Annotated in this window: 18 protein-coding genes and 3 tRNA genes; 12 read left to right on the top strand and 9 right to left on the bottom strand. The window is 72.8% G+C overall.

Features of this window, described 5'->3' with window-relative positions:
• Positions 1 to 2: 2 nt before the first annotated feature.
• A complete protein-coding gene (gene sigJ, locus AC1DZC_RS13070; protein ID WP_477043575.1) occupies positions 3 to 851 on the bottom strand; it encodes an RNA polymerase sigma factor SigJ in 849 nt (282 codons plus the stop codon).
• A 99-nt stretch (positions 852 to 950) separates the two neighbouring features.
• Between sigJ and AC1DZC_RS13065 the strand changes: the two genes are divergently transcribed.
• Positions 951 to 1,580: an LUD domain-containing protein gene (locus AC1DZC_RS13065; protein ID WP_477043574.1), complete on the top strand. Its 630-nt coding sequence runs from the start codon at positions 951 to 953 to the stop codon at positions 1,578 to 1,580.
• Here the strand turns inward: AC1DZC_RS13065 and AC1DZC_RS13060 are convergent.
• Positions 1,516 to 2,853 (bottom strand): APC family permease, encoded by a 1,338-nt coding sequence (locus tag AC1DZC_RS13060; protein WP_477043573.1) that lies wholly within the window; start codon positions 2,851 to 2,853, stop codon positions 1,516 to 1,518. The two genes, AC1DZC_RS13065 and AC1DZC_RS13060, sit on opposite strands and share 65 nt — an antisense overlap.
• 192 nt (positions 2,854 to 3,045) lie before the next feature.
• Between AC1DZC_RS13060 and AC1DZC_RS13055 the strand changes: the two genes are divergently transcribed.
• The 4 genes from AC1DZC_RS13055 to AC1DZC_RS13040 all read left to right on the top strand — a co-directional run bounded on the left by AC1DZC_RS13055 (position 3,046) and on the right by AC1DZC_RS13040 (position 6,633).
• On the top strand, positions 3,046 to 3,234 hold the full coding sequence (locus tag AC1DZC_RS13055) for a hypothetical protein (protein ID WP_477038864.1): 189 nt from the start codon (positions 3,046 to 3,048) through the stop codon (positions 3,232 to 3,234).
• Between the two features lie 140 nt (positions 3,235 to 3,374).
• Complete coding sequence (locus AC1DZC_RS13050) at positions 3,375 to 3,629, top strand: hypothetical protein (RefSeq protein ID WP_477043572.1); 255 nt, start codon at positions 3,375 to 3,377, stop codon at positions 3,627 to 3,629.
• 69 nt (positions 3,630 to 3,698) lie between these two features.
• A complete protein-coding gene (orn, locus tag AC1DZC_RS13045; protein WP_477038862.1) occupies positions 3,699 to 4,370 on the top strand; it encodes an oligoribonuclease in 672 nt (223 codons plus the stop codon).
• Positions 4,371 to 4,383: 13 nt separating this feature from the next.
• Positions 4,384 to 6,633: an FUSC family protein gene (locus tag AC1DZC_RS13040; RefSeq protein ID WP_477043571.1), complete on the top strand. Its 2,250-nt coding sequence runs from the start codon at positions 4,384 to 4,386 to the stop codon at positions 6,631 to 6,633.
• Here AC1DZC_RS13040 and AC1DZC_RS13035 read toward each other — a convergent pair.
• From AC1DZC_RS13035 to AC1DZC_RS13025, 3 genes are all read right to left on the bottom strand, one after another.
• Positions 6,612 to 6,687: transfer RNA gene (locus AC1DZC_RS13035), tRNA-His, on the bottom strand. The genes AC1DZC_RS13040 and AC1DZC_RS13035 overlap by 22 nt on opposite strands.
• A 105-nt stretch (positions 6,688 to 6,792) precedes the next feature.
• The gene (locus AC1DZC_RS13030) at positions 6,793 to 7,716 is read right to left on the bottom strand and encodes an ATP-grasp domain-containing protein (RefSeq protein ID WP_477043570.1); all 924 of its coding nucleotides are present in this window, start codon (positions 7,714 to 7,716) and stop codon (positions 6,793 to 6,795) included.
• A complete protein-coding gene (locus AC1DZC_RS13025) occupies positions 7,713 to 8,759 on the bottom strand; it encodes an ABC transporter ATP-binding protein (protein WP_477043569.1) in 1,047 nt (348 codons plus the stop codon). The genes AC1DZC_RS13030 and AC1DZC_RS13025 overlap by 4 nt, the downstream gene beginning before the upstream one ends.
• A 145-nt stretch (positions 8,760 to 8,904) precedes the next feature.
• On the opposite strand from AC1DZC_RS13025, the gene AC1DZC_RS13020 reads away from it, so the two are divergent.
• From AC1DZC_RS13020 to AC1DZC_RS13010, 3 genes are all read left to right on the top strand, one after another.
• Entirely contained in the window at positions 8,905 to 9,579 is a 675-nt protein-coding gene (locus AC1DZC_RS13020; RefSeq protein WP_477043568.1) for an ABC transporter permease, read from the top strand.
• A 1-nt stretch (position 9,580) separates the two neighbouring features.
• The gene (locus AC1DZC_RS13015) at positions 9,581 to 10,348 is read left to right on the top strand and encodes an ABC transporter permease (RefSeq protein ID WP_477043567.1); all 768 of its coding nucleotides are present in this window, start codon (positions 9,581 to 9,583) and stop codon (positions 10,346 to 10,348) included.
• 76 nt (positions 10,349 to 10,424) lie between these two features.
• Positions 10,425 to 11,423, top strand: a complete 999-nt coding sequence (locus tag AC1DZC_RS13010; protein WP_477038856.1) for a glycine betaine ABC transporter substrate-binding protein — start codon at positions 10,425 to 10,427, stop codon at positions 11,421 to 11,423.
• Positions 11,424 to 11,473: 50 nt separating this feature from the next.
• On the opposite strand, the gene AC1DZC_RS13005 is transcribed toward AC1DZC_RS13010, so the two are convergent.
• Positions 11,474 to 12,934, bottom strand: a complete 1,461-nt coding sequence (locus AC1DZC_RS13005; protein ID WP_477038855.1) for a dihydrolipoyl dehydrogenase family protein — start codon at positions 12,932 to 12,934, stop codon at positions 11,474 to 11,476.
• 343 nt (positions 12,935 to 13,277) lie between these two features.
• On the opposite strand from AC1DZC_RS13005, the gene AC1DZC_RS13000 reads away from it, so the two are divergent.
• Complete coding sequence (locus AC1DZC_RS13000) at positions 13,278 to 13,568, top strand: hypothetical protein (protein WP_477043566.1); 291 nt, start codon at positions 13,278 to 13,280, stop codon at positions 13,566 to 13,568.
• Between the two features lie 65 nt (positions 13,569 to 13,633).
• Here the strand turns inward: AC1DZC_RS13000 and AC1DZC_RS12995 are convergent.
• Both AC1DZC_RS12995 and AC1DZC_RS12990 read right to left on the bottom strand, forming a co-directional pair.
• Positions 13,634 to 13,709 (bottom strand) — tRNA-Lys (locus AC1DZC_RS12995).
• A gap of 65 nt (positions 13,710 to 13,774) precedes the next feature.
• Positions 13,775 to 13,987, bottom strand: a complete 213-nt coding sequence (locus AC1DZC_RS12990; RefSeq protein ID WP_477038853.1) for a hypothetical protein — start codon at positions 13,985 to 13,987, stop codon at positions 13,775 to 13,777.
• A 154-nt stretch (positions 13,988 to 14,141) separates the two neighbouring features.
• Here AC1DZC_RS12990 and bcp point away from each other — a divergent pair, with 154 nt between their 5' ends.
• Both bcp and AC1DZC_RS12980 read left to right on the top strand, forming a co-directional pair.
• The gene (gene bcp / locus AC1DZC_RS12985; protein WP_477038852.1) at positions 14,142 to 14,609 is read left to right on the top strand and encodes a thioredoxin-dependent thiol peroxidase; all 468 of its coding nucleotides are present in this window, start codon (positions 14,142 to 14,144) and stop codon (positions 14,607 to 14,609) included.
• A gap of 45 nt (positions 14,610 to 14,654) precedes the next feature.
• Positions 14,655 to 14,737, top strand: a tRNA-Leu gene (locus AC1DZC_RS12980).
• Positions 14,738 to 14,814: 77 nt separating this feature from the next.
• Here AC1DZC_RS12980 and AC1DZC_RS12975 read toward each other — a convergent pair.
• Positions 14,815 to 15,183 (bottom strand): thioredoxin family protein, encoded by a 369-nt coding sequence (locus AC1DZC_RS12975; protein ID WP_477038851.1) that lies wholly within the window; start codon positions 15,181 to 15,183, stop codon positions 14,815 to 14,817.
• A 143-nt stretch (positions 15,184 to 15,326) separates the two neighbouring features.
• Here AC1DZC_RS12975 and AC1DZC_RS12970 point away from each other — a divergent pair, with 143 nt between their 5' ends.
• Positions 15,327 to 15,881, top strand: a complete 555-nt coding sequence (locus AC1DZC_RS12970; protein WP_477038850.1) for an NUDIX hydrolase family protein — start codon at positions 15,327 to 15,329, stop codon at positions 15,879 to 15,881.
• Positions 15,882 to 15,891 lie beyond the last annotated feature (10 nt).

Genomic DNA, 15,891 nt, shown 5'->3' with positions numbered 1-15,891 from the left:
GCTCACGCCCACGGGCGGAGCTTGTCCGGGTTCCGGACCGCCCAGATGTTGGTGATGCGCTCCCCCGAGACCCGGAACGCGAACACCGTGACCGTGACCCCGTCGACCTGCGCGATCAGGCCGGGCTGGCCGTTGACCACCCGCTCGACGAGCCGCACGGACGGAGCCACGCCGGCGATCAGCACCTGCGCGCGCGCGATGTTCTCAGCGCCGACGATCGGCTCGACCACCGTCGGCGCCAGGCCGCCGCCGTCGGCGACGAAGGTCGCGGACGGGTCGAGCAGCCCGATCAGCGCGGCGACGTCGCGGGCCTCCCATGCCTGCTTGAACTCGCGGACGATCCCGGCCTGGACGGGTGCTGGGGTCGCGGGAGCGGAGCGCAGGCGACGGCGTGCCGACGAGGCCAGCTGCCGGGAGGCCGCGGGCGTGCGGCCGACGATCTCGGCGACCTCCGCGAACGGGTAGCCGAACACGTCGTGCAGGATGAACGCGACGCGCTCCGCGGGGGTCATCGACTCGAGCACGACGAGGAACGCCATGCTGATCGACTCGTCGAGGGTCACGCGGTCGGCCGGGTCGGCGACGGTGCCGTCGGGAAGCGGCTCCGGGATCCACTCGCCCACATAGGTCTCGCGCCGCACGCGGGCCGAGCCGAGCAGGGTGAGGCAGAGGCGGCTCGCGACGGTGGTGAGCCAGGCGCCGGGCGACTCGATCGCGTCCTGCTCCTGCGGCGTCATCGCGAACCAGCGGGCGTACGCCTCCTGGACCACGTCCTCGGCGTCGGCCAGCGAGCCGAGCAGGCGGTACGAGACGTTGATCAGCTGGCGCCGCTCGCGCATGACGTCGTCCACTCTCACCCTCCTCCGACCGGACAGCCCCCCGAAACGTCAGGCCTCACATTCTGCGCGGCTCCGTGGTCGTACTCGCGACACCGACCCACGGGAGACACGATGACCACGAGCACCGCAGCAGGCCCCTTCACCGAACCGGCCTCCGACCACAGCCTCAAGCGGGCCGCCGAGGCGCTGACCGCGCACGGCTTCGCGGTCGAGATCCTCGACGACGTCGCGGCAGCGCGGGTCCGCATCGCCGAGCTCGTCCCCGACGGATCGAGCGTGTTCACGGGCGCGAGCGAGACTCTGCGGCTGTCCGGCATCGACGCCGACCTCAACGCGAGCGGCCGCTACCTGGCGGTCAAGCCGCTGATCCTGGCCATGGACCGCCGCACGCGTGCCGACGACATCCGGCGGCTGATGTCGACCCCGGACGTGGTCGTGGGGAGCGTCGCCGCGGTCACCGAGACTGGCTCGCTCGTGGCCGCGTCGGGCACCGGGAGCCAGCTGCCCGCCTATGCCGGCGGCGCCGCGCACGCCATCTGGGTGGTCGGCGCGCAGAAGGTGGTGCCGACCCTCGAGGTCGCCCTGCGGCGCGTGCACGAGCACGCGCTGCCGCTGGAGAACGAGCGCGCCATGGCGGTCTACGGGCAGCCGAGCGCGGTCAGCCGGCTGCTGGTCCTCAACGCGGAGCTGATCCCGGGGCGCGGGACGGTGCTCCTGCTGCGCGAGGCGATCGGGTTCTGACCGGGTCGACCGCGCGTGAGCGCCGGACCCGGCCGACCCCGACCGCGACGAGCCCGAGGGCCACCGGCACCACGAGGTGCCACCCGGCGAGCGCGGCCAGGACGAGCGCCAGGACGAGCGCGACCACCCCGCACCACCAGCCGGCGCTCCCCCGCTCGAGCAGCCGGACAGCGGCGGCCGACCCGAGCGCGTAGACCGCGACCATGCAGCTCGTGTGCACGAGCACGAAGGGCTCGAGGTCGCCACCGGTGGCCACGACCAGCGTGAAGTACGCGAACGAGAGCACCGCGACGACGAGCAGGGCGCGACGCGGCACCCCGCCGGGCTGCGCGCCGTCGGCCACCCAGCGCGGCAGGTCCCCGTCCCTGCCCAGCGACGCGCCCAGCTTGGCGAACGCGCCGAAGTAGGCACCGAGCACCCCGAGCGTGACGATGCCCGCGACGAGGGCCACCGCGACGCGCCCGGCACCGGGCAGCCCGACGTCGACCAGGTCCATCAGCGGCACGTCCGACACGGAGTCGCCGAGCGCCGTCACGGCGACGTACTGCAACGACAGGTAGGCCACGCCGACGACGACCAGGGCGATCGCGGTGGCGCGCGGGATGGTCCGCCGCGGGTCGCGGAACTCCCCCGCCAGGTGCGTCACGGCCTCCCAGCCGGCGAACGCCCAGACGAACAGGCTCGCGGCCGCACCGACACCGGACCAGCCGTGCGGGAGGAAGGGCCGCAGCTCCGCCGGGTCGGACGCCGGCAGCGACACGAGCACGACCAGGACGACGAGCACGACGAGCAGGCCGGTCAGCACGAGCTGCACGGGTCCGCTCAGCCGCAGTCCGACCGCGTTGGTGACCAGCGGCGGGAGCAGGAGCAGGGCGCCGACGACGTACACCTGCGTCTGCGACCCGCCGAGCATCGCGACGACGTACTGCGCCCCGACGAGCGCGACGACCGGCGCACCCACGCACACGCCGAAGAAGAACCAGTAGCCGGTCGCGCGCGCCGAGGTCGGTCCGAGCGCGAGCCGGACGTAGGTGGCGACGCCACCGGAGTCGGGATGCCGGGTCGCGAGCGCGGCGAACGTCGCGGCCAGGGGCACGGACACGGCCAGCACACCCGCGACCGCGAGCAGCGACCCGGGTCCGGCGGCGCGCACCGCGAGCGACGGGAGCAGCAGGATCCCCGTGCCGAGCACCGCCGCGACATACAGCGCGGAACCCAGGAGCAGCCCGATGCGGCCGGTCTGGACCTCGGCCGGTCGCGTCTCGGTGGTCACAGCACGATCTTGGCGTCGACCGCCGACACACGACACGTGGCAGACCGTCGTCGGCCGTCCAGATCCCGCCAGCCGCGACATGCCGGGAAAAAGCCGTGACCGACGCCACACGACCATGGTCGAGTAGGTCTCACACCAACCACATCGACCCGGGCAACCGCCCTGGTCGAACCATGCCCGGAGGAGATTCCTGTGCATCCCACCAGCACGTTCGAGCTGCACCGTCACGAGTACGGTCAGCGCCTGGCCCGCTCCCACCAGGAGCGCGTCGTCGAGGCCGCGCACGCGGCCAGACAGCCGTCCGAGAACACGCGGCGACCTCCAGATCCGCCGCGCGTCCTGACCAGCCCCTCGTTCGCCGGGGCGGTCGGCGCGCACTGAACGAACCGCACCAGCACTGTCCCGGCGCGGGTCCCACGACCAGGGGCCCGCGCCGTGCCATGTCCGCCGTTCCCTGTCCCGCACCGTTCGTCGTGCCACGATGACGCCATGCCCGCCGCGACGTCCCGAGTCCCCCGCTGATGGGCCGGCACGCCTCACCGGAGCCGGAGCCGGTCGCTGCACCGGAACCCGCTCGCCGCGCACACACGGTCGTCGTCTGGGTCGAGCGCATCCTGCTCGGGCTCGCAGCGGGTGCCGGCATCCTGGTCGTCCTGCACTGGGCGGGAACGTCGTGGGTCGCCGCCGCCTGGATCGCGGCGCTGTTCGCGGTCGTCGTCCCCGTCGCGGCCTGGCTCGCGGGGACCGTGCCCGGCCGCGAGCACCACCACCGCTAGGGCCGCCCACGGTCCCCACCTGGGAATGAGTTGGCGCGCGACGTCGTCGCGAGCCCTAGGCTGGCCAGCGTGACCAGCCCGACGACGCCCGCAGCCGCCCCCACCGGACACGAGAGTGCCGACCGCATCGTCTGGATCGACTGCGAGATGACCGGCCTGGACCTGGGCGCCGACGCGCTGGTCGAGGTGGCCGCGGTGGTCACCGACTCCGAGCTGCGGGTGCTCGGCGAGGGCATCGACGTCATCATCGCGCCGCCGCCCGAGTCGCTCGTGCAGATGAACGACTTCGTCCGGGCGATGCACACCACGTCCGGCCTGCTCGAGGAGCTCGCCGGCGGCACCACGCTCGCCGACGCGCAGGAGCAGGTGCTCGCGTACATCCGCGAGTGGGTCCCGGAGCCGGGCAAGGCCCCGCTGGCGGGCAACTCGGTGGGCACGGACAAGACGTTCCTCGACCGCGACATGACCGAGCTCGTCGGCTACCTGCACTACCGCGTGATCGACGTGTCGTCGATCAAGGAGCTGGCCCGCCGCTGGTACCCGCGCGTGTACTTCGCGTCGCCCCGCAAGAACGGTGGCCACCGCGCGCTCGCCGACATCCTGGAGAGCATCGACGAGCTGCGGTACTACCGGGCCGCGCTGCTCCCGGCGCAGCCCGGCCCCGACTCGACCGCGGCCAAGAAGATCGCCGCGGAGATCGTCGCCACGTCGGTGAAGGGCGCTCTGCTGTCCGAGGGCTGAGGGGGGTGGGCCTGTGCGCGACTGGTTGCGCCGGCACGACCCGGAGGGCTATGCCCTGCACCGCGCCCTGCGCGTCGCCCTGCTCACCATGGTCGTCCTGGCGATCACCGACCTCGGCATCGGTGACAGCCAGCTGACGACGTTCGCGGTCTTCGGGACGTTCGCGCTCCTGCTGTTCGCGGACTTCCCCGGCAGCCGGTCGCAGCGGCTCGTGTCCTACGTCTCGCTGTTCGTCGTCGGCCTGGTGCTCATCTCGGTCGCCACGCTGGCCTCGCGCTCGGTGTGGCTGGCGACGACGTCGATGCTGGTCGCGGGCACGCTCATCGTGTTCGCCGGTGCCACGTCCGCCGCGATCGCGTCCGCCAGCCGCTCGCTGCTGCTCCTGTACGTCCTGCCGGTGACCGTGCCCGCCGACGTGTCGGACCTCCCGCCCCGGCTGGCCGGCTGGGCCGTCGCCGCCGCGCTCGGCATCCCGGCGGCGCTGTTCCTGTGGCCGCCGCAGGAGCACGACCGGCTGCGGGAGGGTTCCGCGGCAGTCGCCTCGGCCCTCGGGCTCCGGCTGGATTCGTTCGTCGGCGAGCACGGCCCTTCCGACGAGGCGTCCGTGGCCGGCGCGTTCGCGAAGCTGCGCCGCGCGTTGCGGGCCACCACCTACCGGCCGGTGACGCTCACGACCGGCAGCCGGCTGCTGCTGCGGCTCGCCGACGAGCTGGAGTGGCTCCACCAGCTCGTCCGCGTCTCCGACCCCGCGGCCGTCGCCGGCTGGCCGCCGTGGACGCGGCGCGTCGTCGGCTCGTGCGCGCGCGTCCTGCAGGCGTCGGGCGACGTCCTCGGGCCGCGCACCGGCCCCGCGGCACGGAGCCGCCTGGACGACGCGCTCGCCGACCTCGACGAGCACCGGCGCGCGGCCGTCGACGAGCTGGCGGACGAGCTCAGCCACGGCGTGCCGCTGACCCCCGACCAGCTGGACCACCACACGCAGCGTGCCCACGCCTGGGTGTACGCGACCGACCTGATCGGCCGGACCGCGGCCGCGTCCGCCGCAGCCGACGCCCGACCGATGGTCGACCGGATGCTCGGCCGCGGGTCGACGCCGCTGGCCACCGGGCCCGTCCAGGCGGCCGGCCGGATCGCCGCCCAGCAGTTCCACCTCGACTCGGTGTGGATGCAGAACAGCCTGCGCACCGGGGTGGGGATGGCGATCGCGGTGCTCGCGGTGCAGCTGAGCCACGTGCAGCACGGCTTCTGGGTGGCCCTCGGTGCCATGTCGGTGCTGCGGACGTCGGCGCTCGCCACCACCTCGACCGTGCTGCGCGCCCTGCTCGGCACCGTCATCGGGTTCGCGATCGGCGGCGTGCTCGTCGCGATCGCCCCGACCGGTCCGGTCGCCCTGTGGGTCCTGCTGCCGATCGCCGTGCTCGTCGCCGCGTACGCCCCGAACACGGTCTCGTTCGCGGCCGGTCAGGCCGCGTTCACCGTCACGGTCGTCGTGCTGTTCAACATCCTCGACCCCGTCGGCTGGAAGGTCGGCCTCGTCCGCGTGCAGGACGTCGCCATCGGCTGTGCCGCGGCCCTCGTCGTCGGGCTGCTGCTCTGGCCCGGCGGCGCCGCGGCCCGCGTCCGGCGCGCGCTGGCGGACGCCTATCGCTCGACGGCCGACCTGCTGCACGCGACCGTGCACGCGACCGTCACCGAGCCGCTGGGCGCGTCCGCGGACCGCCACGGTGCCCAGGCGGCTGCCGCGCGGCTCGACAGCGCGCTGAGGCAGTACCTCGCCGAGCGCGGGGTGCGGCCGGAGGGGCTCGAGACCGTCACGGCCGTGATCAACGGGGTGGGCCGGCTGCGCCTGTCCGCGGAGGCGATCGACCAGCTCACACGGCCGCGGTTCCCGGCGACCGGCCGCGACGGCGACATAGCGGCGCTGCTCCTCGGGCGGTCCGCCGGGACGCAGGGCTGGTACCACGGCATCGCGACCGCGCTGGAGCAGCAGGGGTCACCGGTGCCCGACCCGCTGCCCTCCGACACCCAGACGACCGTCGTGGAGCTCCTCGGGCAGACCCGCGGACCGCGCGCCGACCCGGTGGCGCGCCGCGAGCTCCAGCTGGCGTCGGTCGGCCTGTTCCTCGACGACGCCGCGAGCCTGTCCGGGCGTCTCGGCGGGCCGGTCGCGACCCTGTGCCTCGGCGCGAGCCCGGGAACGGCGACGGGCGCCGACCACGAGATGGTCGACGCCCGACGCGATGGGGTGGCTAACGGGACTTGAACCCGCGACCCCCTGGACCACAACCAGGTGCTCTACCACCTGAGCTATAGCCACCACGATCCCCCGACGCGTACGCCGGGGCGTCCAGAAGTGTACCCGAGCGGCCGCCGTGTTCCGGCATCCGTTTCCCGGGCCCTCGGCACACCGGCCCAGGACCGCTCAGAGACGGGCGCTGATCGCGTCGGCGAACCGCTGCGCCGAGCCGTCCGCGTGCGCGAAGAACAGCGACGGCTCCGTGAGCTCGACCTCGAGGACGACGGGCGCGCCGTCGTCGTCGGGGATCAGGTCCACGCGCGTGTAGAGCAGCGGTCGGTCGACGCCGGGGATGACGTCCGGCAGGGCGGCGACGACGCGGTCGGCCAGCTCGCGCTCGGCGTCGCTGGCGTCCCGCGCGGTCATGATCTCCTGGCGGTACAGCTCGTCGGCCAGCCGCTCGCGGTAGGGGCCGTCCAGCAGGGCGCCCTTGCGCACCGAGTGGCTGAACACGCCGTCCACGTAGACCAGCGCGGTCTCGCCGGCCGTGTCCACGTTGCGCAGGTAGCGCTGGATCATCACGCGCCGGCCCACGCCGAGCAGGTTCTTCGCGTGCGTGATCGCCATCGACCGCTGCTGCGTCACGCCCGCGTCGTACCGGCCGGTGTCGCGCGAGCCCGCGCTGACGGTGGGCTTGATGACGAAGTCGCCGAAGGCCGGGAACCGCGTGTGGATGGCCCGCGAGTCGAAGTTGCGCTCCGGGTCGAGCCAGATGGTCGGCACGATCGGCAGGCCGGCGTTCTCGAGGTCGCGCAGGTACTGCTTGTCGATGTTCCAGCCGACCACCGTGGCCGGGTTCAGCAGCGTGCTCGTGCGCTCGACGCGACGGGTCCAGTCGGCGAACTGCGCCGCGCGCTCGGTGTAGTCCCACGTCGAGCGGATCACCACGTGCGTGTAGGTGCCCCAGTCGACCGTCGGGTCGTCCCAGACGACCGCGTCGACGGCGATCCCCTGTGCCGCGAGCGCATCACGCAGCGGGTGGTCGTCCTGGTCGAGCTCGGGCAGCTCGCCGCAGGTCGCGAGGGCGAGGCGGGCAGTGGTCGGCGTCACGAGCGCACTGTACCGACGGGGGCATCAGCGTTGTCAGTGACCTGCGTCTCGTCGGGCTGGTCGGCCGTCACGCGATCGAGGGCCCGGACCACGGTCGCGGGCGTCGCGCTGCCGACCACCTGGCCGTGCTCGTCGACCACCGCCACCGTCTGCCTCGAGCCGACGAACGCGTGCAGGACGTCGCCCAGCTCGGCCCCGACCGCGATCGGTTCCCCGCTCGCACCGTCGGCCACGGGGTCGAGGTCGGCGAGCTCGAGGCGGCCCAGCGCCAGCAGGCGAGCCGTCCGCCCGCGCCCGACCAGGTCCGCGACGGCGGGCGAGGCGGGGCGGGCGACGATGTCCAGCGGGGAGGCCAGCTGCTCGATGTGGGCGCCCGTGCTCAGCACGGCCACGCGGTCGGCCATCCGCACGGCCTCGTCGATGTCGTGGGTCACCAGGATCACGGTGATGCCCAGGTCTCGCTGGATCCGGGCGAACTCGGTCTGCAGCCGTCTGCGGCCCACCGGGTCGACGGCACCGAACGGCTCGTCCATGAGCAGGACGGGCGGGTCCGTGGCGAGCGCCCGGGCGACGCCTACGCGTTGGCGCTCGCCGCCCGACAGCTCGTGCGGGTACCGCCGCGCGTAGCGGTCCGGCGGCAGCCCGACGAGGTCGAGCAGCTCGTCGACGCGCGCGGCCGTGCGCTTGCGGTCCCAGCCGAGCAGGCCCGGCACGGTGGCCACGTTCTGAGCGACGGTGCGGTGCGGGAACAGCCCGACGTTCTGGATCACGTAGCCCATCCGCCGGCGCAGCTTCACCGGGTCGACGCGCGTCACGTCCTCGCCCTCCAGCAGGATCCGCCCCGACGTCGGCTCGACCAGCCGGTTCGCCATCCGCAGCGTCGTCGACTTGCCGCAGCCCGACGGGCCGACGAGCACGAGGACCTCGTGCGGCCGCACCGCGAGCGTCAGGTCGTCGACGGCGGACGCGGCAGCGCCGTCCTTCGACCGCGCGTCGTAGACCTTGCGCACGTGCTCGAAGCTGATCGCGGGTTCGTCTGCCACCCCAGGGACGCTAGTCGGTGCGTGTGACACGTGCAGGACCGATCACGTCCGCTGCTCGGTACCGAGCACGGACCGGACTCGATGTAGGGCACCCCGGACCGGCTCACCGCTGCGGGTGTCGGTGCCTCCACCTAATGTCAGGTCCATGCTTTTCGCCGAGACTCCACCCAACCCGTGGTTCTCCTGGCAGTACATCGAGCGCAACAGCGCCGACATCGCGCGGTACCTGGAGCAGCACGTCTCCCTGACGCTCGAGGCCGTCGCCATCGCGTTCGTGCTCGCCCTGCCCCTGGCCGCGCTCGCGCACCTGCGCCCGCGGCTCGCCGGCCCCGTGCTCGGTGTCGCGGGCGTCCTGTACACGATCCCGTCGCTGGCGCTGTTCGCCGTCCTCGCTCCCTACACGGGGATCGGGCGGACCACCGTGCTCATCGGGCTCGTCTCGTACGCGCTCCTGGTCCTCACGCGCAACATCCTCGTGGGCCTGCAGGGCGTGGACCCGGCGGTCCGGGACGCCGCGCGCGGAATGGGATACGGGCGCGGGCGGTTGCTGCTTTCCGTGGAGCTGCCGCAGGCGTTGCCGAGCATCGTCGCAGGTCTGCGCCTCGCGACGGTCACCACGGTCGCGCTCGTGACCGTGGGCGTGGTCGTCGGGTACGGCGGGCTCGGGCAGCTGATGTTCCGGGGCTTCCGCAGCAACTACCACGCGGAGATCATGACGGCGACGGTGCTGTGCCTCCTGCTGGCGCTCGTGCTCGACCTCCTCATCGCGGGCATCGGGCGACGGCTCACGCCGTGGTCCCGCGTCGAGAGCCCGGTGTGACGTGGACGTCTTCCAGGAAGCCCTCGCGTGGCTGAACGACCCGTTGAACTGGACGGGCCGCAACGGCGTCATCGCGCTCACCAAGGCACACATCGTCGTCTCGGCGCTGGCGGTGCTGCTCGCGGCCGTCGTCTCGCTGCCCCTGGCGCTCTGGCTGGGCCACCGCCGACGCGGCGCGAAGGTCGGCGTCGTCGTCGCCAACACGACGCGCGCGCTGCCCACGCTCGCCCTGCTCACGCTGCTGGCCGCCACCGGGCTGTTCGGGAACACCGCGACCGTCCTGGCGTGCGCCGTGTTCGCCATCCCGCCGCTCCTGACCAACACGGTGACCGGGCTCGGCGACGTGGACGCGGACGTGCGCGACGCGGCGCGCGGGGTCGGCATGTCCGGCGCGCACAGCCTGTGGGCCGTCGAGGTCCCGCTCGCGATCCCGTTGATCGCGGCCGGCCTTCGGACCGCATCCGTGCAGGTCGTGGCCACGGTGCCGCTGGCCGCGCTCGTCGGTGGTCGCAGCCTCGGCTCGATCGTCGTCGAGGGTTTCGGCATCCAGAACTACGGGCAGGTGCTCGCGGGCGGCCTGCTCGTCGCGGCGCTCTGCCTGATCGTCGAGGGCGTCCTCGCGCTCGTCCAGCACCTGGCCACCCCACCCGGGCTGCGCTCGCTCGCCCGTCAGACCTCCACCACCAGCACACGGACCCGGTCCCGCCGGTCATCACCGGTTGCCGAGCCCGTCACCAGCGGTTCGAATGGCCCCAGCCCATCCCCCTGACCACACCGGTGACGGAATCCCCTGTCACCCTCCGGGAACCCTCCCTCCCCCCGCACCACAGCCCGAGGAGAGCACCATGCGAGCATCCCGCTCCGCCGCCCTTGTCCTGATCGCCGCAGCCACGCTGGTGCTCAGCGCCTGCGGGGACCCCGGCTCGGGCGGAGGCGAGGCCGAGCCGTCGGCGCCGGCCTCCGCCGTCGCCATCTGCGACCCGGTCCCCGGCGACAAGCTCGTCGTCCTCACGGACGACAAGGGCCTGCAGAACGCCGACAACATCATCCCGGCCGTGAACAAGGCGGCCGCCGACGCCAACCCCGCGATCATCGAGGCGCTCGACTCGGTCTCGGCAGCGCTCGACACCGACAAGCTCATCCAGCTCAACAAGGCGGTCGACATCGACCGGCGCACGTCGAGCGACGTGGCCAAGGAGTTCGTCGAGACCGAGAAGCTGACCGCCGCAGACCCGGCCGCCGGCACGGGCACCTCGCTCACGATCGGCGCGGCCAACTTCTCCGAGAGCACGACGCTCGCCGAGATCTACGCGGCCGTGCTGCGCACGGCCGGGTTCGACGCGGCCGTGCAGACGGTCGGCAACAGGGAGACCTACCTGCCGGCGCTGCAGGACGGCACGCTCGCGGCCGTCCCGGAGTACGCCGCCACGCTCGCGGACTTCCTCAACGGCCAGGCGAACGGTTCTGACGCGCCGTCGGTGGCCTCCCCCGACGTCGACGCCACGGTCGCGGCACTCACGCCGCTCGCCGAGGCGGCCGGCCTGACGGTCGGGAAGCCTTCGGCAGCACAGGACCAGAACGCCTTCGCGGTGACCGACAAGTTCGCCGCGGACCACGGCGTCAAGACGCTCAGCGACCTCGCCGAGACCTGCGGTGGGCTGATCCTCGCCGGACCGGCCGAGTGCCCGGAGCGTCCGTTCTGCCAGCCGGGTCTCGAGGAGAAGTACGGACTCCAGTTCGCGGACTTCAAGTCCTACGACTTCGGCCTGATCGGTCAGGCCGTGCTCAAGGGCGAGGCCACGATCGGCCTGGTGCTCTCGAGCGACGGCGCGCTCGCGGGCTGAACCACTCGGACGGGCGGGTCGGAGCACCTCCGGCCCGCCCGTCCGGCGTTCTAGAGGCCGGCCGTCTCCAGCAGGCGGAGCCACACCTCGCTGACGGTCGGGTAGGACGGCACGGCATGCCAGAGCCGGTCCAGCGGGACCTCGCCGACGATCGCGACGGTGGCCGCGTGCAGCAGCTCCGCGACCTCGGGCCCGACGAAGGTCGCGCCGACGATCACACCCCGCGCGTCGTCGACGAGGATCTGCGCGTGACCGGCGTAGTCGGGCGCCAGGACGTACGCCCCGGCGACGTTCGCGATGTCGTAGTCGACCACCCGGACCTCGAGGCCGCGGTCGCGCGCGGTCTTCTCGGTCAGTCCGACCCACGCCACCTCGGGTCGCGTGAAGACGACCTGCGGGACGGCGGCGTCGTCGGCGCTCGCGCGGTAGCGGCTCCACGGGGCGGCGTTCCCCTCGTCGGCCGCGGACAGGCTCGTGTCCTCGTGCGTGGCCTCCGTCGCACCGAACCGGGCCGCGATGACGTCTCCGACGATGCGGGCGTCGTACTTGCCCTGGTGGGTCGTCGCGGTCCGCCCGGACACGTCGCCGACCGCGAACAGCCAGCCGCCGTCCACGCCGGTCGCCTGCAGGCGGTCGTCGACGGCGACCGCCTTGCCGGGGGTCAGCCCGACGGTGTCCAGCCCGATGTCGGAGGTGCGCGGCCGGCGACCGGTCGCGACGAGGACCTGGTCGACCACCAGGTCGGCAGCGCCGTCGAGCTCCAGGTGCACCCCGTCGTCGTCGCGTCGCGCCGACCGCGTCTCGGTGCCGAACAAGACCGTCACACCGAGCGTCCGCAGCCCGTCGACGACCGCCTCCGACGCGAACGGCTCCGCCGGGACGAGCAGCCGGTCGCCGCGCACGATCAGGGTGACCTCGCTGCCGAAGTCCGCGAAAGCGGTGGCCATCTCGACGCCCACGACCCCGCCCCCGAGCACGGCCAGCCGCGCCGGCACCTGCTGCACCGACGTCGCCTCGCGGCTCGTCCAGGGCGACACCTCGGCGAGCCCGTCGATGTGCGGGAACACGGGCTCCGAGCCGGTGGCGACGACGACCGCCTTGCGGGCGGTGACGCGCGTCGGCCCGTCGGCGGTCTCGACGACGAGCTCACGCGGACCGGTCAGCCGCGCGTGGCCCCGCAGAAGCGTGATCCCGGCGCCCTCCGCCCAGCCGACCTGCGACCCGTCGTCCCAGTGGTGCGTCACGTCGTCGCGGGTCGCGAAGGTCGCGGAGACGTCGACGGAGCCGATCTCCCCCGCACCGGGCACGGAGCGCGCGGCGGCCAGGACGGCCCCGGGGCGCAGCAGCGCCTTGGACGGCATGCACGCCCAGTACGAGCACTCGCCGCCGACGAGCGCATGCTCGACCATCGCGACGCTCAACCCGGTGCGACCAGCGCGATCGGCGGCGTTCTCGCCGACGGCGCCGGCACCGATCACGACGACGTCGAACTCCTGACCCTGCACTGCCATCGACCGCTCCGTCCGTAGCCCATCGGTGCGCCCATCGTCGCCCGGGACGTACCCGCACGCACGACGGGCCCTCCCCGCGACCGCCGGTTCGACCGCACGGGCGTACTGTCGAGGGAGTCCCGGATCGAAGGCCCTCAGCTCGACCGCCCGCCGTCCGGCACCACCGGAAGAGGGCCCCGTGCCCGATCGCAGGACCCGAGGACGACCGAGGGCAACGCCGCCGTTGCCTGGACTCCGCGTCCCGCCGGCACGCGGCCCGAGCCCCTCGGGCCGACCTGAGCCCGTGCCCGGACGCCACGTCTCATAGGCCGTCGGGCCACATCCACCGATGGAGGAGAAGAAGATGCAGAACACACCCGAAGACAACCGGAGCACCGAAGCGTCGAAGATGCGCTCGGACCGGCTGCGGAACTCGCCGACCGACCCCGGACCCGAGCCGCCGGAGACGACCGAAGCCGCCAAGATGAGCTCCGACGGACTCTCGACGAGCGACGGCGCCTACCCGGCCGACACCACGGACGAAGCCGAGAAGATGGAGTCCGACCGTCTTGCCGGGTCCGGCCCGCACGCCGCGGAGCCTCCCGCCACCACAGAGGCCGAGAAGATGAGGTCGGACCGCGGCCACCGCGCGTGAGGGCCCTCCCTAGGGCCAGCGCATAGCAAAGGGCCCCGCACCACTGGTGCGGGGCCCTTCGGGGGTGGTGCGCCATCAGGGACTCGAACCCCGAACCCGCTGATTAAGAGTCAGCTGCTCTGCCAATTGAGCTAATGGCGCGCGGAGAGAAAGTTACCAGGCGACATGCCCGGACAGCCAATCGGATACCCCGGTCGTGACGACCGTCACGGCTCGGGATCGGCCGCGGGCGCGGAGCCCGTGTCCCGCTCCCACCAGGCGACGTCCGGCAGGCCCTCGGCCTCGAGGATCTCCGTCGACGTGGACTCCGGCGTGACGAGGTCGACGAGCAGGGCCAGGGGCACGTGCTCGGCGAGCAGGTCCTTCACGGGCTGCGTGGTGTCGTCCTCCGCCGGGACCGAGGTGTCGTCCTCGCTCATGGTCGACCTCCTCCGTCGTCGCCCTGGTCGTCCGTCCTGCACCATGCCATCACCCCGATGCGCGAGGAGCAAGCCGCGGCGACCCCGAGCCCGGCCTGGGCCGGTCCGACGTACGATGACGACGCATCCGCCGTCCCGTCCGTCAGGAGACCACGTGCCCCGCCTCACCGTCGGCGACCTCGCGCCCGACTTCACGCTGCAGACCGCCGACGGAGGCAGCGTGACGCTCTCCGACCTGCGCGGACAGCACGTGATCGTCTACTTCTACCCGGCGGCCATGACGCCGGGCTGCACCACCCAAGCGTGCGACTTCCGGGACAACCTGGCGTCGCTGCAGTCCGCCGGGTACGCCGTCGTCGGCGTATCCCCGGACGACCTGCCGGCGCTGGCGAAGTTCGTCGAGGCCGAGCACCTCACGTTCCCGCTGGCGTCCGACCCCGACCGCTCGGTCCTCGAGGCGTGGGGCGCGTGGGGCGAGAAGTCGCTGTACGGCAAGACGGTGACCGGCGTCATCCGCTCGACCGTCGTCGTCGACCCCGAGGGCCGCGTCGAGCTCGCCCAGTACAACGTGAAGGCCACCGGCCACGTCGCCAAGCTACGCAAGGACCTCAAGGTCGCTTAGAACAGGGTGCTGGCTCGTCGTTCTCTGACGGGCCCAGCCCCGATCGCGGGAGTGGTGAAATGGCAGCCACGCCAGGTTTAGGTCCTGGTGCCCGAGAGGGCGTGCGGGTTCGACTCCCGTCTCCCGCACCGCACATCCCGACCTCGAACGACGAAGGGCCGGTCGCTCCGCGAGGAGTGACCGGCCCTTCGTTCGCCGACGACCGTCAGGCGGTCGTGGACTTCGCCGCGATGGTGGCGCGGACCTCGTCCATGTCCAGCGCCTGGATGGCGTCCACCACCTGCGCGAGCGCGGGGGCGGGCAGCGCACCGGCCTGGTTGAACACCAGGATCCCGTCGCGGAAGCCCATCAGCGTGGGGATGGAGAAGATCTGCAGCTCCGTGGCGAGCTCCTGCTCGGCCTCGGTGTCGACCTTCGCGTGCACGATGTCCGGGTGCTCGTCCGAGGATGCCTCGAACACGGGCCCGAACCGCTTGCACGGTCCGCACCACTCGGCCCAGAAGTCGATCAGGACGATGCCGTTGTCCTGGATCGTCGGGCCGATGGACGTACCCGTGAGCTCAATCGTCGCCATGACGTTCCTCCAGTCTCGATTACCGAGTGGTAGAGCGTTCCCTCGGCGTCCACTATTCCCTCTCCCACGTGATGCGCACCTCACGGCGTCCAGCGCAGCGCGCCGACACGCGGCGCGGGCCGTGCGCGGGGTAGACATGGGAGGTGACTGCTTCCGCCGAGTTCCCCCGGGGACCCGAACGCCCCGCCGGCTGGCTGAGCCCTGACGACATCTCTCGCGTCCGCTCCCAGCTGCCGATCCTGTACATCGACGCGATTCCCGTGCGGGTGGACGACTCCGGGGACGTGGTCTCCGTCGGTCTGCTGCTGCGGGTGACCTCCGAGGGCGTCATGTCCCGAGCGCTGGTGTCCGGCCGGGTGATGTACCACGAGCGGGTGCGGGACGCGCTGGTCCGGCACATCGAGAAGGACCTCGGGCCCGTCGCGCTGCCGCAGATCCCCGCCTCGCCGCAGCCGTTCACCGTGGCCGAGTACTTCCCGACGCCGGGCGTCACGCCGTACCACGACCCCCGCCAGCACGCGGTCTCGCTCGCCTACGTGGTGCCCGTGCTCGGCGACTGCCGCCCGCAGCAGGACGCGATCGACCTCGCCTGGATGACGCCCGAGGAGGCGTGCGCCGAGCAGATCCAGTTCGAGATGAACGGCGGCCAGAACGTCCTGCTCCGGCAGGCGATGGCACACGTGGGCCGGCTGCAGTGACGCGGGCCGT

The sequence above is a fragment of the Cellulomonas sp. P2_B4 genome (assembly GCF_056404795.1).
The sequence above is the reverse complement of the archived record's forward strand: the minus strand, read 5'-3'. Positions and strand labels throughout refer to the sequence as shown.

Coding starts and splice junctions, on each gene's coding strand:
- AC1DZC_RS13050 (WP_477043572.1), top strand. CDS start 3,375: ATGGGCCGGCACGCCTCACCGGAGCCGGAGCCGGTCGCTGCACCGGAA.
- AC1DZC_RS13065 (WP_477043574.1), top strand. CDS start 951: ATGACCACGAGCACCGCAGCAGGCCCCTTCACCGAACCGGCCTCCGAC.
- AC1DZC_RS12990 (WP_477038853.1), bottom strand. CDS start 13,987: ATGAGCGAGGACGACACCTCGGTCCCGGCGGAGGACGACACCACGCAG.
- AC1DZC_RS13020 (WP_477043568.1), top strand. CDS start 8,905: ATGCTTTTCGCCGAGACTCCACCCAACCCGTGGTTCTCCTGGCAGTAC.
- AC1DZC_RS13005 (WP_477038855.1), bottom strand. CDS start 12,934: ATGGCAGTGCAGGGTCAGGAGTTCGACGTCGTCGTGATCGGTGCCGGC.
- AC1DZC_RS13000 (WP_477043566.1), top strand. CDS start 13,278: ATGCAGAACACACCCGAAGACAACCGGAGCACCGAAGCGTCGAAGATG.
- AC1DZC_RS12975 (WP_477038851.1), bottom strand. CDS start 15,183: ATGGCGACGATTGAGCTCACGGGTACGTCCATCGGCCCGACGATCCAG.
- AC1DZC_RS13010 (WP_477038856.1), top strand. CDS start 10,425: ATGCGAGCATCCCGCTCCGCCGCCCTTGTCCTGATCGCCGCAGCCACG.